Genomic DNA, 13,614 nt, shown 5'->3' on the forward strand with positions numbered 1-13,614 from the left:
GATCCTGGCAAGTTGCAAATGGAGGATTTTATGTCCTTGATGACCACGCAGCTAATGAATCAGGATCCGCTTAAGCCTATGGAAAGCGGAGACTTCCTCGGACAGATAGCTTCCTTTAGTACGGTAAGTGGTATTAGTGATTTACAGGATTCATTTGCTAATTTTGCCAATGCGATGCAGTCGGATCAGGCGTTGCAGGGCTCCTCTCTTGTAGGACGTTCGGTCTTGGTCCCTTCGTCAATTGGTGTCATGACTGCTGACTCACCGATGCGCGGACAAATTAATGTGGCGGATCCTGTTTCTAATCTGGAACTTAAGGTTTACAGCGAAGCCGGTGAATTAGTCAGAACCATTCCGATGGGAGCAGCCTCCGGTTATACCAATTTTGAGTGGGATGGTTTGAATAATGACGGGGAAGCAATGCCAGAAGGTGCCTATCAATTTATGGCTACCGGCACTGTTGATGGACAAAATACCGCTTTTGCCACGGCGGTGATAGCGAAGGTAGACAGTGTTTTGGTTGGCTCTAACGGACAAGGACTGACCATGAATCTGGCCGGTATTGGTTCCGTGCCGTTCAGTGAAGTTCAAGAAATTATTTAAGGGGTAATCATCATGTCATTTAATACAGCATTAACAGGCCTCAATGCCGCCACTGCCGATTTGAATGTGAAATCAAACAATATCGCCAATATCAATACCATTGGCTTTAAAGGTTCACGAGCAGAATTCGGTGATGTTTATGCCCTGTCAACATTCGGGAACAGTAATACGGCCATCGGTACGGGTGTCGTGCTGAACAATGTGGCACAACAATTCAATCAGGGAAATCTGGAAGTGACCAATAATTCGCTGGATTTGGCGATTAGTGGAAATGGGCAGGGGTTTTACGCATTGAAACCCGCTCTGGATACTGAACAGGTTTTATATAGTAGAGCTGGTGCATTTAATATTAACCGCGATGGCTACATCACCAATAGCTCTGGACAATATTTATTAGGTTTTCCGGTCAATGCTGATGGCAGTGTTTCGTCTACCGCTTTGGGTGGAACGGATCCGATTCGGTTACCAGTTGCTGCGGGTGTCCCTCAAGCCACAACAGAAGTGGATATTGCAGCAAATCTTCCTTCAACTGCTACAGATATTGATCCAGTCGCGACACCAATTGATCCGACTGACCCTGAGACCTATACCAACTCTACCTCCAGTAATATTTTTGATTCTTTAGGTAATGAAAGTACATTGACCTATTACTATCAGAAAACCAATGTTGCTAATGAATGGAACGTACAGGTTTATATTAATGAACCCACAGGCAGCCAGACTATACTTGAATTTGCTCCAGGCCAGGATACCAAAACACTGACCTTTGACCCGGCTTTAGGTGGGGCTTTGGATGGTGGGGTAACACCAACTGAAACTTATACGTTTTCCGGGTTGAGTAGTGGTGCAGTTGATTTGAGTTTCGAAGTTAATTTTGCTGGTTCAACCCAAAACTCAGCCGCTTTCACTGTATTGGATACCGATCAGAATGGTTTTCCCACCGGTCGGCTGACAGGCTTGGATATTGATGATACCGGCTTGGTACAGGCCCAATATTCTAATGGTCAAACCACCAACGTCGCCAAAATTGTTTTGGCAGACTTTCCTAACCCACAAGGCTTAAAACAGATTGGTAATACCGCCTGGGAAGCGACATTGGATTCGGGCGATGTGCGGATTGGTGAAGCAGGAACCGGCAGCTTCGGTCTGATTCAGTCAGGTGCACTGGAAACCTCGAATGTTGATTTGACCAAAGAGCTGGTTGGCTTGATTACTGCACAACGTAATTTCCAGGCGAACTCAAAAGCGATAGAAACAAATAATGCCGTCACCCAGACCATCATCAATCTGCGTTAATTTCGCTTAATTGATTGATATTTATATAGAAAAAAGAGGTTAACTATGGATCGCATGCTGTTTATCTCAATGAATGCGGCGCAGCAAACCATGCTAGCGCAAGCGACCAACGCCAATAATCTGGCTAACGTCAATACCACGGGCTTTCGTGCTGATTTGGAACAGTTCCGTTCCATGCCGGTATTTGGCGAAGGTTTACCCACCCGTGTTTATTCAATGACAGAGCGTCCAGTGACGGATTATCAGCAAGGCAGCGTGCAATCAACCGGTCGTGAACTTGATATTTCTGTACAAGGTGAAGGTTTTATTTCTGTCATGGGCAAAGATGGTCGTGAAGGCTATACCCGTGCAGGGGACTTACATGTTACCGAGCTGGGACAATTAGTCACCGGAACGGGATTGCCGGTTATGGGTGAGGGTGGACCTATCGCCATTCCGCCAGCAGAAAAAATTGATATCGGTGCTGATGGCACAATTTCTATCCGGCCGATTGGTGGTGCTGAAAATGAGTTGGCAGTTATCGATCGAATCAAGCTGGTCAAGCCAGACCTGCAAAATGTTTTTAAAGATCAGGATGGTTTGCTGCGTATGGCGGATGGCACCGAAGCTCCGTTGGATGCCACGGTTAAAGTTGCTTCTGGAACCATTGAAGGCAGCAATGTAAATGCTGTCGGTGCGCTGGTCAATATGATTGAACTTCAACGTAAATATGAGATGCAAGTCAAAATGATGAGCACCGCAGAAGAAAATAGTGCCGCTTCGGCACGCTTGTTGCAGCTAAATGGTTAGTAACATAGCAATAGTGTTTTTAGGAGAGACCTTATGAACCAGGCATTATGGATTGCGAAAACCGGGCTTGATGCTCAGCAAACACGGATGTCGGTGATTTCAAATAATCTGGCGAACGTTAACACCACAGGGTTTAAACAGGATCGTGCAGTATTTGAAGATCTGCTGTATCAGACAATTCGCCAACCCGGCGCGCAAACGACTACCGATAATCAACTACCTTCCGGTTTAATGATTGGTACAGGTGTTCGCACAGTTGCCACCGAAAAACTGCATACGCAAGGCAACATTATCCAAACAGATAATGCCCTGGATGTAGCCATTGATGGTCGGGGCTATTTTCAGATCCTGATGCCTGATGGTGATCTCGCCTATACCCGTGATGGGACATTCCAGATTAATGCCGATGGCGATATGGTTATGTCCAACGGCTATCTTCTGGATCCCGGCATCAATATTCCCGATGATGTGCAAAGCGTTACTATTGGTGCCGATGGTACTGTGAGTATCACGCAGCCTGGAGATAATGAACCAACTGTTATTGGCGAAATGGAGTTAGCGGATTTTGTGAATCCTGCCGGTTTGCAACCCGTTGGTGAAAACCTGTTTAAAGAAACTGGTGCCAGTGGTGTCCCTATCGTCGGTACGCCCACTTTGGATGGTTTGGGTCGAGTTATTGGTGGTGCTCTGGAGACATCAAACGTAAATGTAGTAACTGAGCTGATTAACATGATAGAAACCCAACGGGCGTATGAAATGAATTCAAAAGCCATTTCCACGGCTGATCAAATGCTGCAGTACGCTAGCCAAAATTTATAGAAATATTCACAGTGCCCCGATAACGCGTCTGATGTGTTTCGGGGCTTTTTTATGTCTGGTAGGAAGATCCAGTTTTCTTGGATTAAAACACGATTGTGGCATGGACTCTGCAAGCTCAATTTTATAGATATGTTCGTTTCGGAGATCCATATGAAATTCATTTACCGACTATTGGGAATCACTTCGCTGATTTTGCTTTCCGCATGTGTCAGTAATGAAGTGAAACGTGACCCGGCTTATGCTGCAGTGCGGCCGGTAGCTACTGCGCCAGTAGAACGAAACGATGGTGCAATTTTTGACACACGTACCAACATTACCCTTTTTGAAGATTATAAAGCCCGTCGGGTCGGCGATATTTTGACAGTGCGTTTGCAAGAGCGGACTGATGCTGAAAAAGAATCCACCACAACTGTTGATAAAACCAGCTCCAACAATATAAATAATCCAACTATATTTGGTACTACCCCCCAATTCAGTCTCCCCAGTGGACTCCCTTTGGCGAATACGGATGATAATAATCTTGCGTTTAGCACCGGCGCCAATAGCAGTTTTGAAGGGGAAGGTGAAAGTGAACAGAACAACTTCCTAACCGGTGATATCAGTGTGTCTGTTGTTGAGGTGCTGTCAAATGGCAATATGATTGTGCGTGGCGAAAAAGTGGTCACTATTAATCAGGGCAATGAGTATGTGCGGTTAACCGGCATGATTAGTCCCCGCGATATTGATGCCACCAATACTATTTCGTCTATTCGAATTGCCGATGCTCAAATCACTTATGTGGGTGATGGACCGACAAATGATTCCAATGCGATGGGCTGGCTTAGCCGGTTCTTCATCAGTGCATTAATGCCTTTTTGAGGTTAGAAAATGAAAACCATTCTAAATACCTTTTTTGCCGCTTTTTTGTTGTTGATAATGGCTTCTGCCCAGGCAGAGCGAATCAAGGACTTGGCCTCTATCGGAGGGGTGCGGAATAACCAGCTGGTAGGTTATGGTTTGGTCGTAGGACTCAATGGCACCGGCGACAAGACTGCATTCACCGGTCAGACATTGCGAAGCATGTTGCTTGAAATGGGGATCACTATTCCTGCAGGCGTTAATCCGAAAAGTAAAAATATAGCGGCAGTTTCTGTCCATGCTGATTTGCCGCCTTTTGCCAAACCGGGTCAAACTATTGATATCACCGTGTCATCACTTGGCGATTCAAAAAGTCTGCGGGGCGGGAGCTTGATCATGACACCGTTAAAAGGTGCTGATGGTGAGATATATGCTGTGGCTCAGGGTAATCTGGTTGTTGGCGGCTTTGGTGCTGAAGCGGGAGATGGATCTCGGGTAACGGTAAACATTCCCAGTGCAGGGCGGATTCCCAATGGCGCGACAGTCGAGCGTACCGTTCAGAATGCCTTAAATGTTGGTGACCATATCATCCTGAATTTACACCAGGCAGATTTCACCACAGCAAGCAGATTATCCGATGCCATTAATCAGACTTTGGGACGTGGCACAGCCAGTTCAATGGATGCAGCATCCGTCAAGGTCAATGCACCGAGAGATCCCAATCAACGTATTCCGTTTTTATCGTTAATTGAAAACCTCGAACTGAGTCCGGGTGAGGCTGCGGCTAGGGTCGTCGTCAATTCTCGCAGTGGCACGGTGGTGATTGGACAGAATGTTCGTGTCAGTCCTGCAGCGGTAACCCATGGTAGTTTATCGGTAACCATTTCAGCAGATCCTGAAGTGTCCCAACCCAATGCTTTATCGGCTGGACAAACAGTTATAACACCAAATTATGATATTGAAATATCCGAAGAAAACAGCAGGATGTTTGTGTTTAACCCCGGCGTTTCACTGGATGAAATTGTTCGTGCAGTGAATCAGGTTGGGGCTGCTCCCGGTGATTTAGTGGCAATTCTTGAAGCATTGAAACAGGCGGGTGCCTTGCGTGCTGAATTGGTAATCATCTAGTTCGACATGACGATTCCTTCAAATATTTCCCAAAATGCAGTTGATTTTCATGGCTTGAATCAACTGCGTGAATCCGCCATTAAACCGGGAAATGAGGCAAGCACTCTGCGACAGGTGGCAGCGCAATTTGAAGCACTTTTCACAACGATGATGTTGAAAAGTATGCGCGAGGCGAGTTTGGCAGAAGGTATTTTCGATTCCAATCACAGCAAAACCTATCGGGAAATGGCCGACCAGCAGCTGGCAATGGATTTGTCGCAACGCGGAGGCCTCGGTTTACAGGATGTCATTGTTCGGCAATTAGGTGGTCAGACAAATACCAATGCCAATATGCCATTACCTGGGCAAACGTTCAGCATTGATACGGTGACTATTCGTCAGGATTTACGACGTGCAGTGAAAGAAATCCATGAAAATTCTCAAGATACGGATAGCAAAGAGATCTTATCCGGCACGGAACACAAAAACTTTCCCCAGCGCTTTAAAACGCCTGAAGAGTTTGTTAATCATCTTTGGCCACTGGCACAACAGGCAGCTGACAAAATGGGTACAACACCTGAAGTTATTTTGTCTCAGGCTGCACTTGAAACCGGCTGGGGTCGATATGTATTAAAAGATGGCGAGGGACAGTCCAGTTTTAATCTTTTCAATATTAAAGCCGATAGCCGATGGGATGGTGAATATGTGGCTAAAAATGCGCTTGAATATCGTGATGGTAAGCCCATAGCCGAGCACTCGCGTTTTCGATCTTACGATGATTATGCTCAAAGTTTTGAGGATTATGTCAGCTTCATTCAATCGCAACCCCGCTACCGTGAAGCATTAAAACATGTTGGGGATCCGGAAACCTTTGTAGAAAAGCTGCATGAAGCGGGTTATGCAACTGATCCGCAATATGCTGACAAGATTAAACGTATTATGAATGGCGATACACTGGCACAGATTTCGCATAAAAATATTCAGAATCTGGGGTATTAACCTAGAAAAAAGCTCGCAGAGGATTATCTAAATGAGCATGCTGAATATCGGTAGTTCGGCTTTATTAGCCGCCCAAAATTCATTAGCGACCACCAGTCATAATATCAGTAACGTCAATACGGCAGGGTATTCACGCCAACGTACTGATCAAGGTACACAACCAGCAAATTTTGAAGGAGGTTACTACATCGGCAATGGTGTCGGTGTTACGGGTGTTGATCGTATCTTCAATCAATTTCTGGTCAATCAATTACGCACATACACCTCAGCTGAATCACAACAAGACGGTTTTTTGACATTTTCCAAGCAGGTTGATGATCTGCTGGGCTCTTCTTCACTGAGTATCAGTGGCGGGTTGGAAGCATTTTTCAACTCTGTTCAGGAAGTTGCTAATGATCCAACCTCTATTGCCGCCAGACAGGTGATGCTTACACAAGGTGACTTGCTGGCCAACCGTTTTAATACGATGGACAGCCAACTGGGCGAGCTGGACAGACAGATTGATAACACTCTGTCGGCGTCAGTCAAGGATATCAATGTGCTTTCTCAGGGGATAAAGGATTTAAACCAATCCATTTCTGAGTCTCTGGCTGCTGGTTACAACCCCAACGATTTGCTGGATAAACGCGATAAATTGATTGGCGACTTATCAGAATTGGTCTCGGTGAATGTGGTCGAGCAGGATAACGGAGCAGTAAATGTCTTTATCGGAAATGGACAAGGGCTTGTTGTAGGTAATAGTCGGGTTGAACTTTCAACTATTGCCGACAATAGTACCAATCCTCCTCGTACTGCTATTGGTTATGGGCCCTCACAAATTAATATTACCCAGCAGCTTAGTGGCGGAGAAATAGGCGGTGCGATATTGGCAAGAACTGATGTCGTGGATAGTACGCGTGCCGAGCTGGATGTTTTAGCCGAATCGATCGTTACCGCCTTTAATACTGCTCACGGTAATGGTGTCGATCTAAACGGTAATGCAGGAACAGATTTTTTTGATGCTGCCGGTACGACCGCTTCTACTATCAGTATGAATATTACTGATACGCGGTTAATTGCCGCATCCTCTACCACCGTTCCCGGCGTGGGTAATAATGAAAATGCTTTAGCCATGGCGGCTTTGCAGACTGATAAAACAACCGTGGTTCTTGACCCTGGTCCTCCTGTTATTTCCCGATCATTCAATGATCAATACGGCTCAATCGTTTCTCAAGTAGCGACTCGCACTAATCAAGCTTCTGTATCTCAGGAAACGCAAGCGGGACTGGTGAGTCAGATCCGCCAACGGTCTGAGAGTGTTTCAGGGGTCAATCTGGATGAAGAAGCTGCCAATCTGATCAAGTTTCAGCAAGCCTACCAAGCAGCTTCGCAAATAATCACAGTATCGAATACCGTGTTTAATTCGTTAATCAACGCATTTTAGGAGATTAACTCATGCGTATCTCCACAAATAGTATTACTCAACAAGGCCTGGAGGCCATGCTGAGGCAGCAAAATGAATTGGCCAAAACCCAATTACAGGTGTCCTCTGGAAAACGGATTCAAACTCCTTCAGACGATCCCATAGGTGCTGTCAAAATGCTGGACTTGCAAAGACAAATCGGTCTTTCGCAACAGTATCAAGACAATGCCGATGTCGCTGATAGCCGTTTGAGCACAACCGATGGAACACTAAAAAGTGCTGGCGATATTATGCAACGCATTCGTGAGCTGGCAGTTCAGGCATTGAATGATACGAATAGTGATGAATCACGTCAGGGTATTGCCGAAGAAATTAACCAATTAAATGAAACACTCGTCGCTTTGGCTAACACCACAGATTCAAATGGCGAATATCTGTTTTCCGGTTATCAATCTGATGTGCAACCATTTGATACCACAACTTATGCCTATAACGGCGATGGTGGACAACGACAGTTACGGGTCAGTGATGGGTATCTGGTTGCGATCAATGAGCCAGGTGATGATTTGTTTATTACTCAGACAGTAGCTGGTCCCAATCAGGCTATATTCCAGACCATTCAGGATTTTACGACAGCTCTCTCCTCTGGAACAGTCGGAACCGCACCGAATGATGGCGATTTTCTGGCGAATATGGATTATGCGATGGATGCTTCTCTGGATGCCCGTACACGGATTGGTACTCGGCAAAATGCCGTAGAACAACAACGTGAAATCAATGACAGTTCACAATTCAGTATGACCACCACACTTTCTCAAATAGAGGATCTCGACTATGCTGAGGCAATTACACAATTAAATTTACAATCAGCGGGCTTGCAAGCTGCACAGCAAGTTTATGTCAAAGTACAGGGATTATCTTTGTTTAACTTTTTGTGAAACACTTAGACGCAACCTAATCACAGTAGATTAACTATGAAAGCAGTCATTCTTGCTGGTGGCTTGGGCACCAGAATCAGTGAAGAGTCCCACCTTAAACCTAAACCGATGATTACCATTGGGGGGAAACCCATCATCTGGCATATCATGAAACAGTACTCTCACTATGGTGTTAACGAGTTCATTATCTGTTTGGGCTATAAAGGCTATGTCGTAAAAGAATATTTTGCCAATTATTTTCTGCATATGTCAGATGTGACATTTGATATGGCTAATAATGAAATGCAAGTGCATGAAAAGCATGTTGAGCCATGGAAAATCACACTGATTGAAACAGGAGAAAACACCCAAACCGGTGGACGTCTACAGAAAGTAAAAGAATATATCGGCAAGGAGACATTTTGTTTTACTTATGGTGATGGTGTCTCTGATATTAATATTCAGGAACTTATTGCCTTTCACCAGGCGCATGGAAAATTAGCCACCGTCACCGCTATTCAGCCTCCAGGCAGATACGGTGCATTAAATCTAAATAATGAAATTGTGGATCGTTTTCAAGAAAAGCCCGCAGGGGATGGATCATGGATTAATGGTGGGTTTTTTGTATTAGAACCAGAAGTCATCGACTTTATTGATGGGCCTGATACCGCTTGGGAAGATGCTCCTTTAAAACAACTGGCAAACCAGCAGACGCTAATGGCTTATCGTCATACAGGGTTTTGGAAAGCGATGGATACGTTGCGGGATAAAGTTAACCTGGAAAATCTATGGCAAACCACAGCTCCATGGAAGGTTTGGGAGTAATGTTTTCGGATATTTATCGCGACAAAAAAGTATTAGTGACCGGACACACCGGATTTAAGGGAAGTTGGTTGGCGTTTTGGTTATCTCAGATGGGGGCTAACGTGTATGGCCTTGCTTTGCAGCCTGATACTGAGCCAAATCATTGGACTTTATTAAATCTTGATATTCAACAAAAGCTCACTGATATCCGTGATTATCAAACCTTATCAAAAGTTATTTCAGACTGGCAGCCCGACATGGTTTTTCACTTGGCGGCTCAACCGATTGTCAGGCTCTCTTATAGTGAGCCAGTAGAGACATGGTCAACCAATGTAATGGGCACTGTTAATCTGTTAGAAGCCTGTCGACATGTACCTTCCATTAAGGCTATTGTGGTTATCACCAGTGATAAATGCTATGAGAATCATGAAAAAAAAGAGGGGTATACGGAATCGGATCGACTAGGCGGTCATGATCCTTACAGTGCTTCCAAAGCTGCAACAGAACTGGTGGTTGACAGCTACCGAAAATCTTATTTTGAGCAGCAAGATGTTTTAATAGCTTCTGCCCGAGCAGGGAATGTTATTGGTGGGGGAGACTGGTCAGTAGATCGATTGATTCCGGATGTCTTCAGAAGTGTCATGAAAAAAATTCCGTTAGAAGTTCGGTCTCCAGAATCCTCAAGACCTTGGCAACATGTTTTGGATTCATTGAGTGGTTATCTCTTACTTGGACAAAAATTATGGGAGCGAGAGCAATCTAGTGCTCAGGCTTGGAATTTTGGTCCTGTCTCGGGGCAAATTGCCACAGTGAGTAATGTGCTGGAGTCAATCCATGCATACTGGCCGGCATTTACATGGCATATTGCAAAACGAGACGCACAGCATGAGACAATCTCTCTTGGGATTAATAGTGACAAAGCACGTAAGCAATTAGGTTGGACACCCGTCTGGGACTTGAATAAAGCCACAGAAAATACAGCGCTTTGGTATAAGAGTTTGCAAGAAAATGGTCGTGTGGTTACAGCAACTCAATGGCAACAATACATTAATGATGCCGACACAGCTGATGTTTGCTGGTTGTGACGATGCAACTGATATCTCTGGATATTGCTGACGCTTTTGTGATCAAACAAACCTCGTTTAAAGATCAGCGAGGGGAGTTTTCCAGATTATTTTGTCAGAAAACATTGCAACCTATCCTTGCACAGCGTGAAATCAAACAAGTGAACTTCAGCAGGACGACCACTAGGGGGACTGTTAGGGGGCTGCACTATCAGCATTCTTCGGCTGCGGAAATGAAGTTTATCCGTTGTATTCAAGGCGCTGTATGGGATGTTATGGTGGATTTACGGCCTGATTCACCAACTTTTCTCCAATGGCATGCGGAAGAATTGCGTCAGGAAAACAATACGATGATCGTCATTCCGGAAGGATGTGCGCACGGTTTTCAGGCATTAGCGCCAGAAAGTGAATTAATTTACTTTCATACCGCTTTCTATTCCGCAACGGCTGAAGCGGGAGTTCATGTTCAAGATCCTGATTTAGCGATCGATTGGCCTCTGCCGGTAAATAACTTGTCGGTAAGAGATTCCGAATTACCTACAGTGGCGAAGTGGTTAAAGGATTTATCTGGATGAATTGCCGGCATTGTAAAACACCATTAACACATACATTTCTGGATCTTGGCTTTGCCCCACCCTCTAACGCCTATTTAACGGCTGAGCAACTTACTCAGCCAGAAACAAAGTTTCCATTAAAACTGTATGTGTGTGATCACTGTTGGTTAGTCCAGACAGAAGATGTCACGGCGGCTGATAAATTGTTTACAAATGATTACGCCTATTTTTCTTCAGTTTCTCAGGGCTGGTTATCGCATGCTGAACGTTACTGTCATCAGATTACTCAACGCCTGCAGCTGGATCAGAATAGTTTTGTCATCGAAGTCGCCGCGAACGATGGCTATTTATTAAAAAATTTCGTAGCTGCAGCGATCCCTTGTTTAGGTATTGAGCCTACTGACAGCACTGCTGACCATGCCGAAAAATTGGGGATCCCCATCCTTCGTGAGTTTTTTGGTCAGCAACTGGCACAAGAACTCACTGAACAAGGTAAACAGGCTGACCTGATCATTGGTAATAACGTTTATGCACATGTACCGGATATAAATGATTTCACAGCGGGATTAAAGACCCTGCTGTCAAATGAGGGAACTATTACTCTAGAGTTCCCACACTTGCTTCAGCTCATTCAATACCGACAGTTTGATACGGTTTACCATGAACATTTCTCCTACCTCTCTTTCACCACGGTATGTCAGATATTTGACCAGGCAGGATTAAGAATTTTTGATGTAGAAGCGCTTCCAACCCATGGTGGTAGTTTGCGTATTTATGCCTGCCATGAGGATGATAAACGCAATACGCAACCCACCGTCGTCAGTTTATTAGCGGAAGAAAAAACATTTGGTTTATCCACCTTGAGTACCTATACCGGATTCCAATGTTGTGCTGAGCAGATTAAACAAGAGTTAATTGATTTTTTAACCGAGCAAAAGCGACTTAATAAATCCGTGATAGCCTACGGTGCAGCAGCAAAAGGTAATACTTTGTTCAACTACGCTGGGATCTCAACTGACTTAGTGCACCTAGTTGTGGATGCTGCAACATCAAAGCAAGGAAAATTTCTTCCAGGATCGCATATTCCGATTTTAGCACCCGATCAAATCACCTTAGAAAAACCAGATTTTGTATTGATTTTGCCATGGAATATTGCGGATGAGGTGATGCAACAGCAGGGGCATATTCGGCAATGGGGCGGAAAGTTTGTCACGGCTATTCCGCAATTGAAGGTTCTACCATGAAAATATTGTTAACTGGTGCTACAGGTTTTATCGGAAAGCATTTCGTCGTTCAGGCGCTTCGACAGGGACATGAGATTACCGTTATTACGCGCGATAAATCAATTGTTCTAGAGAACGACTGGGGAAATCAGGTCGCTATTATTGAAGCGGATATTGAACGTTCTGAGATCACATGGCCGGACTCAATAGCTAAGCATGATGCTCTTGTTCATCTTGCATGGAGTGGACTGTCTAATTACCAGGATAGTGTTCATCTAGAGCGGGTTTTACCAGCACATAAACGGTTTTTACTGACTATGATTGAAACTGGGATTAAACATATTCTGATCACCGGAACATGTCTTGAATATGGCAAACAGGAAGGACAACTTGAGGAATCTATGCCGATATTTCCTGATAATCCCTATGCCCAGGCAAAAAACCAACTCAGACAATGGTTAGAGTCCATGCAAAAACAGTTTTCCTTCTCGCTCCAATGGTGTCGTTTATTTTATATGTATGGCTCAGGTCAAAATCCCAAAAGTCTGCTATCTCAGTTAGAACGAGCGATAGAAAATGGTGAGCCCGTTTTTAATATGTCTGGTGGTCAACAGTTAAGAGATTATTTACCTGTTGAGACAGTGGCGCAATATTTGCTTAAAGTGCTGGAGCAGAAGGATTGTAACGGGATCGTCAATATCTGTAGTGGTGAGCCGATAACGGTTTTAACGTTAGTGAAACAGTTTATAAATGCTCGTCAAAGTGAAATAGAACTTAATCTGGGGTATTACCCTTATCCGGATTATGAAGCAATGGCATTTTGGGGGGACCCGGATAAGCTAAAGCAATGCACGAGAAGCTGATAAAGATGAATGGTCATGGAAGCTGAGATGGAAACCAGAATGGATTTGTATGATTTAACGCTTACATATAAAACGAAGAGTTTTTTATTAAACGAACTTTATCATTTTCCTGAGTTTGTTGGATGAGCTGGTGAAGTTTAATAACCCCAGAAAACTACTCATGATATTAAGGAGATAAAGGGTCAGCCTTTATTGAATAAAACCAGACGAAGGTGATTACTACAAAGCTTCTTCATACTGGCTGGAATAAAATCAATATTTTTGTAAACGGGTAGGTCAAAAAGGGTTATGCAAAAAATGCATTGATTTCGTTTTTTGATTTGAGCATTTTGCTGGA

The 13,614-nt window shown here is 44.3% G+C and carries 14 protein-coding genes; all 14 read left to right on the forward strand.

Annotation, left to right across the window (positions count from 1 at the left end):
- The coding region (locus B3M51_RS10580; RefSeq protein WP_292759047.1) for a flagellar hook assembly protein FlgD at nucleotides 1–603 on the forward strand (603 nt) is incomplete at its 5' end.
- 12 nt (nucleotides 604–615) lie between these two features.
- Nucleotides 616–1,899 (forward strand): flagellar hook protein FlgE, encoded by a 1,284-nt coding sequence (gene flgE / locus B3M51_RS10585; RefSeq protein WP_292479202.1) that lies wholly within the window; start codon nucleotides 616–618, stop codon nucleotides 1,897–1,899.
- Between the two features lie 45 nt (nucleotides 1,900–1,944).
- Nucleotides 1,945–2,688 carry a flagellar basal body rod protein FlgF gene (locus B3M51_RS10590; protein ID WP_292759051.1) on the forward strand — a complete coding sequence of 248 codons (744 nt, stop codon included), beginning with the start codon at nucleotides 1,945–1,947 and terminating at the stop codon, nucleotides 2,686–2,688.
- Nucleotides 2,689–2,721: 33 nt separating this feature from the next.
- On the forward strand, nucleotides 2,722–3,507 hold the full coding sequence (gene flgG / locus B3M51_RS10595) for a flagellar basal-body rod protein FlgG (RefSeq protein WP_292759054.1): 786 nt from the start codon (nucleotides 2,722–2,724) through the stop codon (nucleotides 3,505–3,507).
- A 150-nt stretch (nucleotides 3,508–3,657) separates the two neighbouring features.
- Nucleotides 3,658–4,365 (forward strand): flagellar basal body L-ring protein FlgH, encoded by a 708-nt coding sequence (locus tag B3M51_RS10600; RefSeq protein WP_292759057.1) that lies wholly within the window; start codon nucleotides 3,658–3,660, stop codon nucleotides 4,363–4,365.
- Nucleotides 4,366–4,374: 9 nt separating this feature from the next.
- Nucleotides 4,375–5,472, forward strand: a complete 1,098-nt coding sequence (locus B3M51_RS10605; RefSeq protein WP_292759060.1) for a flagellar basal body P-ring protein FlgI — start codon at nucleotides 4,375–4,377, stop codon at nucleotides 5,470–5,472.
- 6 nt (nucleotides 5,473–5,478) lie between these two features.
- The gene (gene flgJ / locus B3M51_RS10610) at nucleotides 5,479–6,450 is read left to right on the forward strand and encodes a flagellar assembly peptidoglycan hydrolase FlgJ (protein ID WP_292759063.1); all 972 of its coding nucleotides are present in this window, start codon (nucleotides 5,479–5,481) and stop codon (nucleotides 6,448–6,450) included.
- A gap of 31 nt (nucleotides 6,451–6,481) precedes the next feature.
- Nucleotides 6,482–7,873 carry a flagellar hook-associated protein FlgK gene (gene flgK / locus B3M51_RS10615; protein WP_292759066.1) on the forward strand — a complete coding sequence of 464 codons (1,392 nt, stop codon included), beginning with the start codon at nucleotides 6,482–6,484 and terminating at the stop codon, nucleotides 7,871–7,873.
- Nucleotides 7,874–7,884: 11 nt separating this feature from the next.
- Nucleotides 7,885–8,790 carry a flagellar hook-associated protein FlgL gene (gene flgL, locus B3M51_RS10620; RefSeq protein ID WP_292479206.1) on the forward strand — a complete coding sequence of 302 codons (906 nt, stop codon included), beginning with the start codon at nucleotides 7,885–7,887 and terminating at the stop codon, nucleotides 8,788–8,790.
- Nucleotides 8,791–8,826: 36 nt separating this feature from the next.
- Nucleotides 8,827–9,594 carry a glucose-1-phosphate cytidylyltransferase gene (rfbF, locus tag B3M51_RS10625; protein ID WP_292759070.1) on the forward strand — a complete coding sequence of 256 codons (768 nt, stop codon included), beginning with the start codon at nucleotides 8,827–8,829 and terminating at the stop codon, nucleotides 9,592–9,594.
- Nucleotides 9,558–10,658, forward strand: coding sequence for a CDP-glucose 4,6-dehydratase (gene rfbG, locus B3M51_RS10630; protein ID WP_292759073.1), 1,101 nt, complete (start codon nucleotides 9,558–9,560; stop codon nucleotides 10,656–10,658). Before rfbF ends, rfbG begins: the two co-directional genes overlap by 37 nt.
- A 2-nt stretch (nucleotides 10,659–10,660) precedes the next feature.
- The gene (locus B3M51_RS10635) at nucleotides 10,661–11,212 is read left to right on the forward strand and encodes a dTDP-4-dehydrorhamnose 3,5-epimerase family protein (RefSeq protein ID WP_292479208.1); all 552 of its coding nucleotides are present in this window, start codon (nucleotides 10,661–10,663) and stop codon (nucleotides 11,210–11,212) included.
- Nucleotides 11,209–12,435 carry a class I SAM-dependent methyltransferase gene (locus B3M51_RS10640; protein WP_292759077.1) on the forward strand — a complete coding sequence of 409 codons (1,227 nt, stop codon included), beginning with the start codon at nucleotides 11,209–11,211 and terminating at the stop codon, nucleotides 12,433–12,435. The genes B3M51_RS10635 and B3M51_RS10640 overlap by 4 nt, the downstream gene beginning before the upstream one ends.
- Nucleotides 12,432–13,277: an NAD-dependent epimerase/dehydratase family protein gene (locus B3M51_RS10645; RefSeq protein ID WP_292479211.1), complete on the forward strand. Its 846-nt coding sequence runs from the start codon at nucleotides 12,432–12,434 to the stop codon at nucleotides 13,275–13,277. The genes B3M51_RS10640 and B3M51_RS10645 overlap by 4 nt, the downstream gene beginning before the upstream one ends.
- Nucleotides 13,278–13,614: the final 337 nt, after the last annotated feature.

It is taken from the genome of Methylophaga sp. UBA2689 (assembly GCA_002354555.1).
In the GTDB taxonomy this organism is placed as follows: domain Bacteria; phylum Pseudomonadota; class Gammaproteobacteria; order Nitrosococcales; family Methylophagaceae; genus Methylophaga.

What these genes read in the sequence shown, in the direction of transcription:
- flgE (WP_292479202.1), top strand. Translation starts at nt 616, where the DNA reads ATGTCATTTAATACAGCATTAACAGGCCTCAATGCCGCCACTGCCGAT.
- B3M51_RS10590 (WP_292759051.1), top strand. Translation starts at nt 1,945, where the DNA reads ATGGATCGCATGCTGTTTATCTCAATGAATGCGGCGCAGCAAACCATG.
- flgG (WP_292759054.1), top strand. Translation starts at nt 2,722, where the DNA reads ATGAACCAGGCATTATGGATTGCGAAAACCGGGCTTGATGCTCAGCAA.
- B3M51_RS10600 (WP_292759057.1), top strand. Translation starts at nt 3,658, where the DNA reads ATGAAATTCATTTACCGACTATTGGGAATCACTTCGCTGATTTTGCTT.
- B3M51_RS10605 (WP_292759060.1), top strand. Translation starts at nt 4,375, where the DNA reads ATGAAAACCATTCTAAATACCTTTTTTGCCGCTTTTTTGTTGTTGATA.
- flgJ (WP_292759063.1), top strand. Translation starts at nt 5,479, where the DNA reads ATGACGATTCCTTCAAATATTTCCCAAAATGCAGTTGATTTTCATGGC.
- flgK (WP_292759066.1), top strand. Translation starts at nt 6,482, where the DNA reads ATGAGCATGCTGAATATCGGTAGTTCGGCTTTATTAGCCGCCCAAAAT.
- flgL (WP_292479206.1), top strand. Translation starts at nt 7,885, where the DNA reads ATGCGTATCTCCACAAATAGTATTACTCAACAAGGCCTGGAGGCCATG.
- rfbF (WP_292759070.1), top strand. Translation starts at nt 8,827, where the DNA reads ATGAAAGCAGTCATTCTTGCTGGTGGCTTGGGCACCAGAATCAGTGAA.
- rfbG (WP_292759073.1), top strand. Translation starts at nt 9,558, where the DNA reads ATGGCAAACCACAGCTCCATGGAAGGTTTGGGAGTAATGTTTTCGGAT.
- B3M51_RS10635 (WP_292479208.1), top strand. Translation starts at nt 10,661, where the DNA reads ATGCAACTGATATCTCTGGATATTGCTGACGCTTTTGTGATCAAACAA.
- B3M51_RS10640 (WP_292759077.1), top strand. Translation starts at nt 11,209, where the DNA reads ATGAATTGCCGGCATTGTAAAACACCATTAACACATACATTTCTGGAT.
- B3M51_RS10645 (WP_292479211.1), top strand. Translation starts at nt 12,432, where the DNA reads ATGAAAATATTGTTAACTGGTGCTACAGGTTTTATCGGAAAGCATTTC.